Below are 15047 nucleotides of genomic sequence, written 5' to 3'. Positions count from 1 at the left end.
CGTTTTGTGGAGGTTCTCCGTTTCCAGCGCTTTCTTTGCCGCTGTTACAACAGGGCCATCTCGTGTATCACAATGTGGAGGCATGGCAAATCACTTCTCTTCTCGATAATAAGGGATGCTTACTCATCTGGTAAGTGTCTGTCAGGGAGCAATACAAGTGTTCGTCACCACTTATCTCCTCCTCCTTCTTTCCCGGTAATTTTCCGATACATCTCCTCGCCAACGCATTCTTTTGCATATCTGCACCAGCGGACACAGGAGATGATGTCGTTATAGATGACAAAACCGCATCTCCCGCATGAGGCTTTCATCTCATCCGAGAAGATCTCAATCTCCTCTCCGCATTGCGGGCAGGTTCGTAGTTCAAGTGTGGGGTTCCTGAGATTTGCTGTTCCCGGACATGTAAATTGCATTGGCTGCCCTCCTGATGGTATCAATTGGAAAAGGCACTCTCTCATAGCTCTTCATGCCACTCCTCAATTCATCGATAATCCTGATAATCATTTCTGAAAAAGTGAGGGGATGTGCCTCAGAACATTTATGCCTGAAGCATCTGTTCCATATCGTCTTCAACAGTCGTGTTTGGTTTCAGATCGAAGTTCTTTACCAGCACATCAAGAACTGCCGGGGAGACGAATCCCGGAAGCCTGGGACCGAGGGTGATATCCTTTATTCCGAGTGAGAGGAGGGAGAGGAGGACGAGGCATGCCTTCTGTTCGTACCATGCAATGTTGTATGCGATCGGAAGGTCGTTGATCCCGACACCGAATGCCTCTGCAAGAGCCTGTGCGATGACCACTAGCGAGTAACAGTCATTGCACTGTCCTGCGTCAAGCACCCGGGGGATGCCGCCGATAGTTCCGAGTCCGAGGCTGTTGTACCGATACTTGGCACAGCCTGCGGTGAGGATGATGGTGTCTTTTGGGAGTGCTTCTGCAAACTGTGTATAGTACTCGCGGTCTTTCCGCCTGCCATCACAGCCCGCCATCACGATGAACTTCTTAATGTCGCCGTTCTTTACTGCATCAATAACGGTTCCTGCAAGAGCAAGGACGGCATCATGGGCGCAGCCGGTGATGAGATCCATACCGTTCCCCGGAAGAGCCTGGGGAGGTTGAGCGGCCTTTGCTGCTGCGATGACTGCTGAGAAGTCTTTGGTTCCGTCGGCTGAAGCCGGGATGTGGGCAACACCGGGGTAGCCGGCCATTCCTGTGGTGTATATCCTTCCTTTGTAGGAGTCCTTTGGTGGCACAATACAGTTTGTTGTGACAAGAACCGGTCCATTGAAACTCTCAAACTCCTCTTTCTGGTGTGGCCATGAGCCCCCGTAGTTTCCATAGAGATGCGGGTATTTTTTGAATGAGGGATAGGCATGCGCAGGCAGCATCTCGCCGTGGGTGTATATATCGACACCGGCATCCTTGGACTGCTCAAGGAGCATCTCAAGATCCAACAGATCATGCCCTGTGATCAGGATGCCGGGGCGGGATCCAACGGTGGTCTTCACGCTTGTTATCTCCGGCTTTCCATATGCGCCGGTATTTGCTGTGTCAAGGAGTGCAAGGACTTTCACACCATACTCCCCGCATTCGAGGACAAGCCCCACCATCTCGTCAACAGAGAGATCCTGGAGGGTCGAGGCGAGCCCTTTCTGGAGGAATAGCTCGATATCCGCGTCGGTCTTTCCGAGCACCTCTGCATGCGTGTAGTATGCCGAGATCCCCTTCATTCCAAAGAGAAGGGTGGAGCGGAGCGATCTCACATCTTCGTTCTCTGTTGCAAGGAGCCCGACAGTCTTCCCTTTCTCCAACATCTCGCCCTCGGAAGCAGGCTTCCAGGTACAGGCATCCGGCTCATCATCTCCTGCAGGGGGGAGGGCATCACGGATTGTGATTGCTTTTTTGATCAGATCAACAAACCTCGCCTTATCGAAGTTTACATTGGTGAGGGTGGCAAAGAGGGCATCAGCGATAAATTTTCCCGCATCCGGATCATCTGTGCCAATCTCCATCGCCGCAAGGTTTCTGACAGCGACTCCTTTGCAGAGGTATATCAGGAGATCCTGGTATACTGCGATATCATCCTCTTTTCCACAGACTCCTTTTACGGTACATCCGGTTCCTTTGGCTGTTTCTTCACACTGGTTACAGAACATATCCATTCTCCTTTTGATATCTTTTTGATATAAAATATCTATTACATACTATGATATAAATAGGGGTGAGTTTCCAATACTATACCATGCAGGAAGGATGCACGGTTAACCAGTCTGTTAGATACCTCTCAAAGAAATGGATGCTTCTGATCATCCTTGAGCTGTACAAAGGTGAAGCGTACACCCGGCGTTTTTCCGAGCTGCGGCTTTCTCTTGATGGGATCACCCCAAAAGTCCTCTCCGAGCGGCTGAGGGAGCTTGAGGATGAGGGAATTCTGACCCGTTGTATCGATACCAGCGTCTTTCCGGTCAGATCTGAGTACACCCTGACCGAAAGCGGCCTTGACCTGGTTGGCGTGATCAGAGATATTAAGCGCTGGGCACTCAAATGGAAGATAGATAACCTTCCCTGTGGCGAGCAGGATTGTAAGGATTGCATCTTATAGGTGGGAATAACCATGAAAAGACAGATCATCAGGATTAATGAGGATCTCTGCACCGGCTGCGGGAACTGCATCCCTGACTGCCCCGAGGGTGCGCTCCAGATCATCGATGGAAAGGCCCGGCTGATCAGCGATCTCTTCTGCGATGGTCTTGGCGCCTGTATCGGCACCTGTCCCGAAGGGGCAATCTCGGTTATCGAACGCGAAGCTGAGCCATATGATGAATGGGAGGTGATGAGGACGCTCGTTTCCAAGGGTGATTCTGTTATCAGGGCACATCTTGAACATCTGGATTCACATGACCGGATGGATCTCTATGAACGGGCTGTTGCCTTCCTCCAGGAACATGATATTCCGGTGCCCTATAAGGAGAAAGGGCCGATAGAATCACCTTGCACTCACCCGGACTGCCCGGGAACTGCTCCACACACCATCATCCGGGATGAAATGATGGGAGGTGGTGCCCCAACACCATCAGAACTCCGGCAGTGGCCGGTTCAGCTCCGGCTCATCAATCCCGCAGCACCCTGTTTCGATGATGCGGATCTCCTTGTCTCCTCAGACTGCGTCCCGTTTGCATACGGGAATTTCCATGCCGATCTCCTGAAGAACCGTGTGCTGGTGAACTTCTGCCCGAAACTGGATTCGGATATTGAAGGATATATCCAGATTCTGGTTGAGATCTTCACCCTGCACAAGATCAAAATGATCACCGTCGCCCATATGGAGGTGCCCTGCTGTTCCGGTGTCAGGTATGTGGTTGAACGGGCACTTGAAGAAGCCGGTGTGGATATCCCGATCATCGAGAAGACGATCACGGTTTCGGGCGGATTGCGAGAGTGAGAGAGAACTCTTTCCTGCATTCCTGATAATGAAAAAAGATATTAAGCGAATTATTTCTTCGCTTTTAACTTTTCAATCTCTTCCTCAACCTCTTTTACACCTTCTGCATAGAACTCTCCCTCTTTTGGATCGAGTTCCATCAGGAGGCGGTATAATTCACCTGCATGGACCTTCTCCTCGTCTGCGATGTCGGTTAAGACCTCTTTTGCAAGAGGGTTATCGGTTGCATCTGCGATCTGCATATACAGCTGGATAGCCTCAAACTCGGCTGCCATGCTGTAGCGGATGGTGCGGATGAGCTCATCATGGGAGATCTTTCGGTTGATATTGTTTCCTGCGAATGGATTTGCAAATTCAGGCATAAAATTCCTCCTGTTCTCTATGGGCTGTTTATCGAGCCCTGTCTCCTTGTACGGCATTAATGGTTATAAGTGTTCTTGGTGGGAAAAGTGGCTATCATAGGGAATTTTCGTGACGAGGATTGGTGTTGTGGTGGCTGAATTGGGGGTGCTCCCCTCATCTCCGTGGGAAGGCTATTTCATCTCCTGCGGTTCACCGTGAGTTCATCTGAATAGAAGAGAGGATACAATGCACCAGTTGACGACTATCGCACGCCCCATTGATCCAATGTACCAGACGAACCGTGCGATCATCATCATGACACTCCTCGTCTCGACAGGGGCTGCAGTTTCGTCTCTTTATCTGGGTGAAACCCTATTTTCCGCCATTTTTCAGGGTTTTGTCGCCTGTCTTGCCATCTTCTTTGCATGGGCCATCTCGCGTGAGCTTGACCCTGACTCAGAGTATGCTGCTTTTCTGCCTGCTCTGATCTGTATTCCTCTCCTTCTCATTGCTCCAGAGCCCGGTCTTCTGACCTCACTCTTCATGACTTCACTCTTCATGCTGCTCCTTCTCCGGATAGTGAACCGGACGACCGGGCAGCCGGCAGGGGTGCTTGATTCAGCTGCTCTTCTCCTTCTTGCCGGATGGCTGGTTTCTGGGGGTTTCTGGCTGGCAGGTCCGGCAGCTGTAGCGGCATTCATCCTCGACGGGCATCTGAATGATCCAAATCCCCGGCAGCTCAGGTTCGCCGCCCTTCTGATCATCGGGGTGGTTGCCTACATAGCCATATTCGGTGTCATCTTCTCTCCCCTCCCTCTCCCGGCCTCATCATGGCTCCTCATCTGGATGCTTGCAGCCCCTCTCTTCTTCAGTTCAGTCCTCTTCAGGAAGAGCCCGATCCTGTCTGTGGGTGATCGGACAAAAGAGCCGCTTGATCGGGGACGGGTGCAGGCTGCCCGGCTCCTTGGTCTCTCTGTTGTGCTGGTGGCGATTGCTACCGGGGGAGTGGGTGCGTTTGTTTTGCTATTGCCCCTATGGGCAAGCCTGGTTGGCCTTGGGGTGTATGGGTGTATTATGTGGGTTGTGAGGGGTAGCCGTTCCAGAATGTATATCTGATCCTTCTCTCAATCGGTTAATGATCAATTAATATATTATTGGGTATACATTTATTGTATGTTTAAGGGTGATCTCTATGAACATTAATATTGGAAGACCGTATGAAGAGGCAATCCGGAGGATCATCGATAAGGGATATGCGGGGAATCAGACGGAGGTTATTCGTCAGGCTATACTCGCATATGAAAGGATGATTGAAGAGGAAGAGTTGATGCTGGTTCATAGAGGGGTCTCTATAGAGATGGGTGAGGTTCTGGCCGGAACAACTCATCTCACCTCTCTGGATGAGATGAGACGGCTCATTACGAAGTGATCGAATGGAGATCCTCTTCCTTGATGCAGCACGGAAAGAGTTTGAAAGGTTACCAAACGATCTTCAGCATCTCTTCCTTTCGCATTTTGAAAAGATACAATCCATGCCTCCCCGCCGTCATTTGAGGTATGGTACCCCCTCTCATGTTGAGAAGGTGACGCGAAAGGCACGGATTATATATGAGATTCATGAAGATACCATGTATATTCTCCACTGTTTTGCAGATCATAAGGAATATGAGCAGTGGTATAATTCATATCGCTGACCTCTCTGCCTTCTATAGACAGGATACAGCTCTTCCTGATTGAGCCGGAAATAAAAATGGGGGTTGGTTCTGATACGTTATCCCTGGATCAACCCTGCCGATATTCGCAGAATTGGCAGAGCGGGCAGGGATAGATTGCCTCGTCCTTGCTTGCGAGGGTGATCGACTTTCCACATTTCTTGCATACATACCTGCCCTCTCCGGGCTTGTCACCACATTTGATTGACATGAATTATGTTCGGATGTTTGCGAATATAAATCTTCTGGAATGACAACAGGGTCAGACCAACGTTAACCTTATCCGCACCCTTCATCCTCCTCTGCAACCAATATCTAAAAGACAACCATGGGCGCCAGCAATAACCCCTCTGATAAGCCCCTCCTTACCGATCCTCCCTTCTACCTTCCTGAGTTTGAGTGGTAGTAATCTTTATGGTATACTGGGGTGTACTATAGTATCATGGCGACATCCCAGACGATTAAGCTTGAATCTTCAACAAAAGAGCGATTGACCAGGTTGAAGATCCATCCCCGTGAAACCTATAATGACTGTATTGAGCGCCTGATTGATGTAATGTGTGATGATGAACCCCTTTCTGAAGAAACCCTCAGGCGTCTGGATGAGGCAGAGATCTATATAAAAGCAGGAAAGTTCAGGCCTCTTGACGACGCTATGAGGGATCTTGATCTCCTGTGAAACCTTTTGACATTGTCATCATCCCTCCAGCAGAACGGGATCTTGCCAGGCTCGATCCACCCTCGGCTCAGCGCATCCAAAAGGCGCTTACAGATCTTGCAAATGAGGAGAATCCATACAGGTTTATCAAACGTCTGGAAGGGAACCATAACCCTCCGTTCTTCTCACTCAGGGTAGGAAAATACCGCGCTATTCTGAAGATCCATAATGAGCGTCTGATCATTGTCGTGGTTGAGGTGGGACCTCGAAGAACAGTATACAGAACATTCTAACCGATACTTCTTTGTGGGCAACCCGCACCCTTCATCCTCCTCTGCAACAAACATCTATGGGACAACCATGGGCGCCAGCAATAACCCCTCTGAAAAGCCCTTCCTCACCGACCCTCCTTTTTACCTGCCGGAGTTTGAGGAGTCCTATCGGTACATCATCGATGAGTATGATGTCGAACCAAAGGATATCGGGATCTTCCTCCCCTGTGCGATGCGGAAACCCTACAGCCAGAGCCCGAGCCACCAGCTGATCAAAATGGTCATCTCACAGGTCTTTTCAGATGATCAGTATCATATCGTCGTCTTTGGAACCTGCGGGATCGTGCCGTCTGAGCTTGAGGAGATGTACCCCTATGCCCATTATAAGTACATGCTCGGCAAGGTCAAAGACCAGAAAGTCCTTGATGATTTTCTCAGGATCGAGACCGGCCGCGTTGCCGGGTACCTTGCCAAGACGAAAGGGGTCTACCGGTACCGGATCGCCTACTGCCTTGGGATCTTCCGGGAGGCTCTGATCCGTGGAGCTGAGCAGGCCGGGGTAAGAATCGATCTCATTCTCCCGACCAGGGATATCATCAACAAGGTGATAGAGGAAGGAGAGTGTGCCTTCCAGGAAGGGAGCCTCTCGATGGACGACTATCTCGGGGAGTTCTGTGAAGAGCTCGTAAGTTTCAGAAACGAGCACCTTAAAAAAGAGTAATTCTCTTCAGATCAAGGGCTCCGGTTGTATTCCGCCGACTGCCGGAAGCTTTGTCGGCTTGATAAGAATCTGTTCATCAGATTGCCGGATCTTCTCGATTACGATCTCCTTTCCTTTCTCTGTCATCGCAAAGACCGGCACCGAGACGCCTGCCTGGACGAGTGCGGTTGCACCTGCGATCTCCCTGATTGGTCCGGATGCGCAGGCGGTCACCAGATCCGCTGCACCCACGAGGGCCTGCGCCTCATCTACTGTGAGGCCGGTTGTGTGGACGCCGATGATCAGGACATTCGGGTACAGGCCCCGGATCGCCTCTGCATCCTGCGGGAGTGCCACGGTGGCGGCGATCCCGGTGAATCCTTCTGCGACCGCACGGGCGGCGCCGCCCACCTGATCCATCGCTCCTGTCTCGGGATAGACGACGATACCGCCTGCCGCCTCAATTCTCCTGATGACTGATGGATACGGAGTGGTTGAGACGAGTCCGGACATCCTGCCGCCGATCCCCTGTACGAGTGAAGGTGTTGGTGCGATCACGGTTCCCGCTCCATCACAGGCGATGACTGCGGCATCCAGCATCCCTGCCCTCATCCCGAAACTGATGATTTCAGATGCCCCGAACCCGACGAACTCCCGGTCATCTTCGACCTCGCGATCCGGGGTGCACATCCCAAATGCCTGTATCCGGTGGGTGATGTTTGCGGCAATATGCTCCTTTGTCATCTCCGGGATCGGGTATGCAAACCGCTTTGCAAGGGGGCAGTCACGGATAAGCGGATCACCTACCTCCACCACCATACCGTTTCTGATCACAATCCGTGCCCGTCCGCTTGCCTCAATGATATGTTCGTCCTGTTGTGTCGGCATCTGTTTATCACCTGATTACTCTGGTCTGTTCCTTTGGTCGTGTCAGTATTTAGCTGTGAATTGGGTAAGACCTGTACCTAACATCAATAGGATATCTTCTATATTAAAAGTAATGGTCAACAATCGTCTGCTGCAAATCCTATGTCGGCACTACTGGCTATCCTGATGACAAGGGGAGGGGTTTACCCCTCCCCGACCGCAGCCACAGGGCACCAGATAACCGTATTTCTTTCTATACGGGATTCAACGACGGTTCAAACCATGTAATGTTATTTGGCAGCTACAGAACACTCTTTGGCTGATATGACTTTCTCATCAACAGGTGGCATCGTAAGGTACCGTTTTCCACAGATCCACTCCTCGTTGATGTCAATCAGGATTGAGCCAATAAGACGCATCGCTGAATCACCGTTTGGAAACGCTCCAATACTCCTTACACGTCTTTTAATCTCAAGATTAACCCGTTCAAGCATATTTGTGGTTCTGATCCGTTTCCAGTGAGCTTCAGGAAATGCCTGATAATTGAGTAGATCCGGAAGAAATCGTTCAAGACTTGAGGCAGCTTTCTGGTAGCCCATCTCCGTCAGCTGTGCAATAGCATTTCTGAGATCATCCATATCACCCTGGATTCCTGTACGGACGATTTCAGAGACCTTCTTTTTATCGCTCTTCTTGATCCCTTTGGATTGGATTATACGGTGGAGATGAACGTGACACATCTGCCAGCTTGACCCGAGGAATGCTCGCCTCACAGCGTTCTGAATCCCTTTATGTCCATCTGAAATGACCAGGTCTACTCCATGAAGACCACGCTCTTTGAGCATCTCAAAATGGTCAAACCAGAACCCTTCTCGTTCGCTATCCATGAGATCAATGCTGAGGATCTCACGATATCCATCCTGGCGGACACCTGCAGTGATGAGAAGGGCCTGGGAGATGACACGAGTGCCTCGACGGACCTTGAGATAGGTTGCATCAACAATTAAATACGGAAATGGCTGCTCAATTGGGCGATTACGGAACTCCTGTACAGCCGAATCAAGTTCTGTAGCCATCCTGGACACAGTATCAGGACAGATGTTTGTGATCCCGAAATGTTTCATCATCTTATTGATATTCCGGGTAGAGACTCCCTGGATGTACGATTCCGTTATCGCAAGAATAAGCGCGCGTTCAACTCGTGCATACCTTTCAAAGAGAATCGTCTGAAATGGCTTCTCACGAAATTCAGGTTTTTGAAGAGTTAAATCGCCAAATCTCGTTGTAAATCCTCTTTCAGAGAATCCATTTCGTGTTGCAGTACGGTGTTCTGAGCGCTCATAATACCCGGCACCGGCCTGTTGTTCAGCTTCACAGAGCATTACCATGTTCAGGAACACGGTCAGCAGGGTTTGTATCGCACCGTTTGGATCGGAAAGATAATCTTGTGCTAATTCAGATATATCCATGGCTCTGTTCCTCTTTCTCAATTCTAACTGGGTACAGAGCCTTAAATAAATTTACAGGAAATTACTGATACTATCGTTCCTTTTGTTCATTGGCATTTTTTCTCCTGAGAGTACATACGCCTGCCTATTCAGTCCTATTCCTGCAGATCGGGCAGGCGGGGTTCTTCTCAACTGCTATTGTGTCGATCTCCGCCCTCTCACCATCCCAGAGGAGGAGGCGGTTTTCAAGAAATTCCCCGGTACCGGTCAGGTATTTGATGACCTCGTTTGCCTGTACGACTCCGATGAATCCGGCAGTTGTTCCAAGCACAGGAAACCTTTCTTTCGGCGGGGCATGGGGGAAGATGCACCTGAGGCAGGCGGTTCTGCCCGGGATAATCGTTGTTGCCTGCCCTGAGAAGCCATGGATTCCTCCATGGAAGAGCGGGATTCCTTTCTCAAAAGCTGCTTCATTCAGGATGTACCTCGTCTCGAAGTTGTCCATCGCATCCACAATCCCATCTGCATCTTTGATCAAGGTGGAGATATTCTCAGAATCAATGGTGGTATGATGTGCTTCTATGATAATCCCGGGATTCATTGCCTCCATCTTCTGCCGTGCTGATTCGACCTTCCTCTCCCCGATATCCGGGGTTGAGTGGACAATCTGACGGTTTAGGTTCGAGAGCTCAACGAGATCATTGTCCGCGATAATGATCTTTCCTATCCCGGCTGCTGCGAGATAGAATGCAATTGGTGAGCCCAGGCCCCCGGCTCCTGCGATGAAGATGGTTGCCTGTTTGAGCTTCTCCTGCCCCCCCTCCCCAAAGAGCATGATCTGGCGGGAGTAGCGTCTCTGTTCGTCTGGTGAAAGCACGGCTCTTTCCTCTGGATAGTGTCTGTATGAGGGGAGAGATCATATCATTTTTTGTATTTGATCTCTATTGTTTTGACAGCCTCCCGCCTTTTTATTCGACAAAACACAAAAACGATATACTTACGAAATGAAATATATCTATGTATTGCTCAGGCAACTTTTCCAGCCAGTTTAGATTAGATTAAGTGGTATATGGGTGCTCATTGATGGAAGAAAAGTATCTGAATATTATTGTTCTTATAATCGGTATTGCTTTCATCTCAGCTGTCATAATCGGAACCTCCCCACAGAATGGACCCGAAGAGGGGCTTGAGTCTCATGATTCTGGTCAGATCTATTCTATGAATAATAATACGCCACTCGCCTTTGATACACTCAACCGTTATTTTGGAACCACGGTAATAACCTTACAACCAACTCAGACTCCGCCAGAGGCAAATAATCCAAAAACTGAAGAACCCGAACCGGATGTTGAGTATGATGATGATCTATTCTTGGAGATCATCAAAGATAGGGGTGAAAAAATTTCGGTTCTTGCTCTGCTCTGCACTAAGGCAGTTCAGGGGGGAAATCGTCAGCTGCTGATTGAGCAGAGTGAGGAGCTCCGAAGTCTCTCAGAGGAAACATGGGATGATGTTGAGGCTTTGAATGTCTCAGAGCATCTCACAACCGAGAAGAGAAGTTTTCAACAGGCAATGGTGAGAATGATAGCGACTGCCTCATTACTCACACGTGGCCTCCCAGGTTCTGAAGGTGAACAAAAAAAAATGGTTACTGATATTCAGGATGTATGCGATCAGTTTAATGATGTCCGAATTGATATCTCTAAAAAAGCCTTTAAATTGAATGGAAGCCATCCTGCATATGGCGTCTATCAGATACGAGTCGATAGAACCGAGGAGCTCAATCGTGCAAATGGTGAGCTTGATTATTCACAACTCTATCCTCTACCAGATGATCTCCTCCCCCTGGGAAGGGGCTTTAAATACATGGATTCCAGAAAGAGCAATGATATCACTATCTCTCCACGGTATGCCCACATTCATTCAAGCTACTGGTATGAAGATGAGGGTACTGGCAATACGATATATGTAGATGCTCCTGAAGGAACGTCTTTTCTCTCTGTCCACTTCCGGATTGCCCATAGTGGAAACCGTGATGCAAAGTCATACACGATACAGACCCCAGCACTCTCGGCATTTACTCTCTATGGAGTTGGTGAAGAGTTCACTCCACTTAAGACATCGGCATATACTTCACTTGGTGAGATGTATGTTCAGAAAACACTGAACCGAAATGAACTTTCTGAAGGCACAATCCTCTTTGAAGTCCCATTTGGTATGCGTATCTCAGATGCATATATTACCGTTAATCTTGGATCGGTTTATGGAAAGCCCGGATGGGCACTTGTTAGCAGTCGATAATAACCAATTGATTGAATATTAGTGGGGAAAACCTCCCAAAAAACTCTTATTCTCTTACTAACCTACTCTCGCCAATCACCCGGCACACAGCACAAATCTCCCCGCTACAGATCTCACCGCAACGACGACATCTGGTCACCGCTCCTTCTCCCCGCACCCCCGGTTCTCCTGCACCGATGATCTCCCGTACATCATCGCGTGAAGAGATCAACCTCTGCCGTGTCCCGGGATACTGCAACTCAAGAGAGCTGAGCATCTCACGCACCTCTCCCCTGAGTGCGGTGTGTGCATACGGGCATTCGGGGAGATCGGTAAATGCCCCCTGTACCATCAGGTAGATTACAATCTCCTTCTCTGAGAGCGGGAGGAGCGGTTTGATCCTGGGGATAAAACAGTCCGGGTATCCCGATGCAGTATCCATAACCATCCGGGGAAGATCACCCCGAAGCAGGTTCATGAGTACTGACTGTGCCTCATCATCCAGGTTATGGCCGGTTGCGATCTTCGTCGCACCTGCACGCCGGGCACCCTCAAGAAGCGCTCTCCTCCTGAGCACCCCGCAGACGGTACATGCCTCCTCTTCGCGGCCTTTGAGCAGGGAGTCGAGGTCGGATCCAAAGAGCTCACGAAAACTGATGATCTGCTGCGGAATTCCAAAGCGCCCGACAAGTGCATCTGCTGCCTCCATCGTCTCCTCACGATAGCCTGAAATACCCTCGTCGATGGTTATTGCAACGAGATCCGCAGTTTGCCTGACAGCATCAATCTCTCCGATACCGGTTTCTGAAGATGCATCATCACAAGCGGAACCAAGGATCCGGGAGAGGATCATCAGGAGGGCTGTGCTGTCCTTTCCGCCTGAGAGCCCGACTGCGATCCGGTCGGAATCTAAAATCATGCCCTCTGCTATGATTGTATTTCGCACCCGCTCTTCGCAGTCCCTGATGAAATGGTCTGCACAGAGGCGGCGATCTGGATCGGTGAGCCGTGCAACAGCAGGCTTCATGCAGAATGAGCAGGATTCATCCTTGCCGGGAATATCCCCTCTGTCACCCGCACTCATCTCTTATCCCCCATGAGAGACGGAAACGATTCTGATCTCATCATCACCGCGAGCAATGTAATCTTCCGGTACAACAGTTCCATTTCTGATCACGATCACGCTTGTCGGGTTACAGCCAAACCCATCCAGTATTTTGCGAATATCCAATGGATCCGGCGGGAGAGTATGGCGGCTTTTGTCTGGGAGAATTACCTGCATTCCATAGTGATCTGGATCATAGAATATCATAAAGCTCCTGATGGGTGACCCTCATCTCTCTCCCCCGCGTATCAGACCGAACCCTCACTCCGGGATCAGCAGCGTTTATCCATCAGAAGCACCAAGCAACAGTGAAAGCTATGCCATCAAGTATCGCAGGAAAACAATCTCCAGTCATGCTCAGCCAGGGAGTGGCATCACGGGGGGATCTGATGGATAAAACCGCGAATGAGGCACTGATCGTTCTTGGCTGTCCCGAGGTTCCTGTCCAGCAGGCGCTTGCCCTCTATGCAGCAGACCGGTTGAATGATGATGGATACACGCTCACCATCGCAGGGAATCCCTCTGTTCTGAACCTGCTCAGGATCTCAGATCCAAAAAAGATGTATCTTCGGGAGCTTGTCGAGCTTGAAAAGTGTATCGATGAACTCTCGCAGGAGATAAGGCGGCCCTCTCTGGTCTTAGCCTTTATCCATAACGATGCCGGGATCTCATATGCATCAACGATCCGGTACCTCTTCCACGGCCGTCTTGTTGTCCTGATCTTTGGGAGGGATGCAGAAGCCCGTGCAGGAGATCTTGATTGTTCCTGCGATCTCATCATGGAGCCGGCAGTCCATAACCCCGGTAAACTCAGAAGAAAACTCGATCTGGTGATGGGGTGGGAGAAGCGATGAAAGTAAAGGGGGTCTTCTTTCCAGCAGAAAGAACTTTTCCGGGGAGCATTCTATCATGAGCTGTGTACAGAACCTTGGATATGAGGTGATCCTGGAATACACCTCATTCAAGGAGAGCCGGGAATACATCGAGAAGCACTATACCGAGGTCTATTATGTCGATCCCGGATTCCTCCTCTTTGAGAAACGGATGATAGGGGTGCCTCCGATTGCACTTGCCATTGAAGGGGGGGATACGGTGATCCTCCCTTATACAAAGCCCTGTTTTGGGACCTACCTTCTCCGGGTGCAGGATGAGGAAGGGGTGGCATATGTCCGGGAGAATGCAAGACGGAAACCGTGAAATGTCCAATATACCTTCTAAGTGACTGGTTAGTACCCTCTACACTGATCCTTCCTTTTCTTTTATCTCCTGCTCTGACCCCTCCTGGCTCCAGGGGGGGCACCGCCTGCCCCCTTTCGCCTGTCGGGGTGGGCGACCTGCGGTCACCTCGCGGGGCTGATCGCCCCGCTATGAGGATTATGGCGCTATCGCGCCAGATTTGCTGTCATTCGCATCTCATTAGATGATGCGAGGGACGGTAACGCGCCCTGCCATTCCCCTTCTTCGATGGATCCGCAGCCACCCGCATCGCCCATTTATCTCGCACCGGATACAGTCGTATTGTTGGGCTTACCCATTTCTTTCATTTCCCACCGGCGCCAGCTGGCGATGCCTGCTTTTGCCTGCTATCCTTCTGCCCCCCTCAGGAGAGGGGGATCAAAGGGGGGTTGCCTTGGGTACCGGATGTCACAGAACAGGTCTTGCGGGTTAGAACAAGGAATCTGTAAGAGCACTCAATGATAATCAGAATGTGGGATAAAATGAGAATTTCCCTATGTTTATACGTGAAAACCAATCTTAAAATCGCTTATATCTTTGATGAGCCTGGTTTATGCTCATAGCGTTTATTATCTTAACCAATCGGGCTTCTGCATCAATCCAATAAAAAAGGGTGTGTTTCATAGAGATATGGAGACGGTACGTTTTCGGGTTGGATCCTTTCAGGAGTTTCTTATTGCATCTTTTATGAACTTGCAGAAGATATCTATCAAGACACAATTCGATAATATCTTTGATATGGGCTCTTTGTTTCTTTGGAAGCGTTGATATGTATTTCATTGCTTCGTCACTGAAAATAATATCATACATCCGAGAAGACCTCGTCAATCGAGTGATAACGGGTCTGTTTATCGATTTTCTTTAAATCAGTGATAATCTTATCAACATCCCAATCATCATCGTTATCCGATACCATAAGAGCCTGATCTGCGATTTCTGAAATGAGGGAGTCGTAACTCTGATTGACTCTCCGCAATTTTGATAGT

Annotated in this window: 19 protein-coding genes; 10 read left to right on the top strand and 9 right to left on the bottom strand. The window is 49.7% G+C overall.

The window, feature by feature from the left end:
• Window positions 1-164: 164 nt before the first annotated feature.
• Together ACZ44I_RS09920 and hcp are read right to left on the bottom strand one after the other, a co-directional pair.
• Window positions 165-413, bottom strand: coding sequence for a hypothetical protein (locus ACZ44I_RS09920; protein ID WP_464550341.1), 249 nt, complete (start codon window positions 411-413; stop codon window positions 165-167).
• Between the two features lie 125 nt (window positions 414-538).
• On the bottom strand, window positions 539-2155 hold the full coding sequence (gene hcp, locus ACZ44I_RS09915) for a hydroxylamine reductase (protein WP_464551685.1): 1617 nt from the start codon (window positions 2153-2155) through the stop codon (window positions 539-541).
• Window positions 2156-2241: 86 nt separating this feature from the next.
• Between hcp and ACZ44I_RS09910 the strand changes: the two genes are divergently transcribed.
• Window positions 2242-2601: a winged helix-turn-helix transcriptional regulator gene (locus ACZ44I_RS09910; protein WP_464550343.1), complete on the top strand. Its 360-nt coding sequence runs from the start codon at window positions 2242-2244 to the stop codon at window positions 2599-2601.
• Between the two features lie 12 nt (window positions 2602-2613).
• On the top strand, window positions 2614-3441 hold the full coding sequence (locus tag ACZ44I_RS09905) for an ATP-binding protein (protein ID WP_464550345.1): 828 nt from the start codon (window positions 2614-2616) through the stop codon (window positions 3439-3441).
• A gap of 50 nt (window positions 3442-3491) precedes the next feature.
• Here the strand turns inward: ACZ44I_RS09905 and ACZ44I_RS09900 are convergent, their stop codons facing one another.
• Complete coding sequence (locus ACZ44I_RS09900; protein WP_464550346.1) at window positions 3492-3803, bottom strand: ferritin family protein; 312 nt, start codon at window positions 3801-3803, stop codon at window positions 3492-3494.
• A 226-nt stretch (window positions 3804-4029) separates the two neighbouring features.
• Here ACZ44I_RS09900 and ACZ44I_RS09895 point away from each other — a divergent pair, with 226 nt between their 5' ends.
• Both ACZ44I_RS09895 and ACZ44I_RS09890 read left to right on the top strand, forming a co-directional pair.
• A complete protein-coding gene (locus ACZ44I_RS09895) occupies window positions 4030-4899 on the top strand; it encodes a hypothetical protein (protein WP_464550348.1) in 870 nt (289 codons plus the stop codon).
• 76 nt (window positions 4900-4975) lie between these two features.
• Window positions 4976-5212, top strand: a complete 237-nt coding sequence (locus ACZ44I_RS09890) for a hypothetical protein (protein ID WP_464550349.1) — start codon at window positions 4976-4978, stop codon at window positions 5210-5212.
• Between the two features lie 353 nt (window positions 5213-5565).
• Here ACZ44I_RS09890 and ACZ44I_RS09885 read toward each other — a convergent pair whose 3' ends face one another.
• Window positions 5566-5706, bottom strand: coding sequence for a zinc ribbon-containing protein (locus ACZ44I_RS09885; RefSeq protein WP_300330388.1), 141 nt, complete (start codon window positions 5704-5706; stop codon window positions 5566-5568).
• 231 nt (window positions 5707-5937) lie between these two features.
• Between ACZ44I_RS09885 and ACZ44I_RS09880 the strand changes: the two genes are divergently transcribed.
• The 3 genes from ACZ44I_RS09880 (at window position 5938) to ACZ44I_RS09870 (ending at window position 7146) form a co-directional block, all read left to right on the top strand.
• Window positions 5938-6174 (top strand): DUF7557 family protein, encoded by a 237-nt coding sequence (locus ACZ44I_RS09880; protein ID WP_464550352.1) that lies wholly within the window; start codon window positions 5938-5940, stop codon window positions 6172-6174.
• Entirely contained in the window at window positions 6171-6446 is a 276-nt protein-coding gene (locus tag ACZ44I_RS09875) for a type II toxin-antitoxin system RelE family toxin (protein WP_464550354.1), read from the top strand. Before ACZ44I_RS09880 ends, ACZ44I_RS09875 begins: the two co-directional genes overlap by 4 nt.
• A gap of 67 nt (window positions 6447-6513) precedes the next feature.
• Window positions 6514-7146 carry a DUF5591 domain-containing protein gene (locus ACZ44I_RS09870; RefSeq protein ID WP_464550356.1) on the top strand — a complete coding sequence of 211 codons (633 nt, stop codon included), beginning with the start codon at window positions 6514-6516 and terminating at the stop codon, window positions 7144-7146.
• A 6-nt stretch (window positions 7147-7152) separates the two neighbouring features.
• Here ACZ44I_RS09870 and ACZ44I_RS09865 read toward each other — a convergent pair whose 3' ends face one another.
• The 3 genes from ACZ44I_RS09865 to ACZ44I_RS09855 form a co-directional block, all read right to left on the bottom strand.
• Window positions 7153-8013, bottom strand: a complete 861-nt coding sequence (locus tag ACZ44I_RS09865; protein WP_464550358.1) for a methanogenesis marker 8 protein — start codon at window positions 8011-8013, stop codon at window positions 7153-7155.
• A gap of 269 nt (window positions 8014-8282) precedes the next feature.
• The gene (locus ACZ44I_RS09860) at window positions 8283-9461 is read right to left on the bottom strand and encodes an IS256 family transposase (protein WP_464550360.1); all 1179 of its coding nucleotides are present in this window, start codon (window positions 9459-9461) and stop codon (window positions 8283-8285) included.
• 124 nt (window positions 9462-9585) lie between these two features.
• On the bottom strand, window positions 9586-10317 hold the full coding sequence (locus ACZ44I_RS09855) for a HesA/MoeB/ThiF family protein (protein ID WP_464550361.1): 732 nt from the start codon (window positions 10315-10317) through the stop codon (window positions 9586-9588).
• A gap of 206 nt (window positions 10318-10523) precedes the next feature.
• Here ACZ44I_RS09855 and ACZ44I_RS09850 point away from each other — a divergent pair, with 206 nt between their 5' ends.
• The gene (locus ACZ44I_RS09850) at window positions 10524-11741 is read left to right on the top strand and encodes a hypothetical protein (protein ID WP_464550363.1); all 1218 of its coding nucleotides are present in this window, start codon (window positions 10524-10526) and stop codon (window positions 11739-11741) included.
• A 46-nt stretch (window positions 11742-11787) separates the two neighbouring features.
• Here the strand turns inward: ACZ44I_RS09850 and ACZ44I_RS09845 are convergent, their stop codons facing one another.
• Window positions 11788-12804 (bottom strand): TIGR00269 family protein, encoded by a 1017-nt coding sequence (locus tag ACZ44I_RS09845; RefSeq protein WP_464550365.1) that lies wholly within the window; start codon window positions 12802-12804, stop codon window positions 11788-11790.
• 3 nt (window positions 12805-12807) lie between these two features.
• Complete coding sequence (locus ACZ44I_RS09840; RefSeq protein WP_464550367.1) at window positions 12808-13002, bottom strand: MoaD/ThiS family protein; 195 nt, start codon at window positions 13000-13002, stop codon at window positions 12808-12810.
• A gap of 140 nt (window positions 13003-13142) precedes the next feature.
• Here ACZ44I_RS09840 and ACZ44I_RS09835 point away from each other — a divergent pair, with 140 nt between their 5' ends.
• Together ACZ44I_RS09835 and ACZ44I_RS09830 are read left to right on the top strand one after the other, a co-directional pair.
• A complete protein-coding gene (locus ACZ44I_RS09835; protein WP_464550369.1) occupies window positions 13143-13679 on the top strand; it encodes a DUF1890 family protein in 537 nt (178 codons plus the stop codon).
• Between the two features lie 55 nt (window positions 13680-13734).
• Window positions 13735-14022 (top strand): DUF1894 domain-containing protein, encoded by a 288-nt coding sequence (locus tag ACZ44I_RS09830; RefSeq protein ID WP_464550371.1) that lies wholly within the window; start codon window positions 13735-13737, stop codon window positions 14020-14022.
• The last annotated feature ends 1025 nt before the right edge of the window (window positions 14023-15047 follow it).

This window comes from Methanocalculus pumilus (assembly GCF_055382585.1).
The sequence above is the reverse complement of the archived record's forward strand: the minus strand, read 5'-3'. Positions and strand labels throughout refer to the sequence as shown.

Bases quoted from the DNA above. Each gene is read 5' to 3' on its own strand.
- ACZ44I_RS09920 (WP_464550341.1), bottom strand. From the start codon at position 413: ATGCAATTTACATGTCCGGGAACAGCAAATCTCAGGAACCCCACACTT.
- hcp (WP_464551685.1), bottom strand. From the start codon at position 2,155: ATGTTCTGTAACCAGTGTGAAGAAACAGCCAAAGGAACCGGATGTACC.
- ACZ44I_RS09910 (WP_464550343.1), top strand. From the start codon at position 2,242: ATGCAGGAAGGATGCACGGTTAACCAGTCTGTTAGATACCTCTCAAAG.
- ACZ44I_RS09905 (WP_464550345.1), top strand. From the start codon at position 2,614: ATGAAAAGACAGATCATCAGGATTAATGAGGATCTCTGCACCGGCTGC.
- ACZ44I_RS09900 (WP_464550346.1), bottom strand. From the start codon at position 3,803: ATGCCTGAATTTGCAAATCCATTCGCAGGAAACAATATCAACCGAAAG.
- ACZ44I_RS09895 (WP_464550348.1), top strand. From the start codon at position 4,030: ATGCACCAGTTGACGACTATCGCACGCCCCATTGATCCAATGTACCAG.
- ACZ44I_RS09890 (WP_464550349.1), top strand. From the start codon at position 4,976: ATGAACATTAATATTGGAAGACCGTATGAAGAGGCAATCCGGAGGATC.
- ACZ44I_RS09885 (WP_300330388.1), bottom strand. From the start codon at position 5,706: ATGTCAATCAAATGTGGTGACAAGCCCGGAGAGGGCAGGTATGTATGC.
- ACZ44I_RS09880 (WP_464550352.1), top strand. From the start codon at position 5,938: ATGGCGACATCCCAGACGATTAAGCTTGAATCTTCAACAAAAGAGCGA.
- ACZ44I_RS09870 (WP_464550356.1), top strand. From the start codon at position 6,514: ATGGGCGCCAGCAATAACCCCTCTGAAAAGCCCTTCCTCACCGACCCT.
- ACZ44I_RS09865 (WP_464550358.1), bottom strand. From the start codon at position 8,013: ATGCCGACACAACAGGACGAACATATCATTGAGGCAAGCGGACGGGCA.
- ACZ44I_RS09860 (WP_464550360.1), bottom strand. From the start codon at position 9,461: ATGGATATATCTGAATTAGCACAAGATTATCTTTCCGATCCAAACGGT.
- ACZ44I_RS09850 (WP_464550363.1), top strand. From the start codon at position 10,524: ATGGAAGAAAAGTATCTGAATATTATTGTTCTTATAATCGGTATTGCT.
- ACZ44I_RS09845 (WP_464550365.1), bottom strand. From the start codon at position 12,804: ATGAGTGCGGGTGACAGAGGGGATATTCCCGGCAAGGATGAATCCTGC.
- ACZ44I_RS09840 (WP_464550367.1), bottom strand. From the start codon at position 13,002: ATGCAGGTAATTCTCCCAGACAAAAGCCGCCATACTCTCCCGCCGGAT.
- ACZ44I_RS09835 (WP_464550369.1), top strand. From the start codon at position 13,143: ATGCCATCAAGTATCGCAGGAAAACAATCTCCAGTCATGCTCAGCCAG.
- ACZ44I_RS09830 (WP_464550371.1), top strand. From the start codon at position 13,735: ATGAGCTGTGTACAGAACCTTGGATATGAGGTGATCCTGGAATACACC.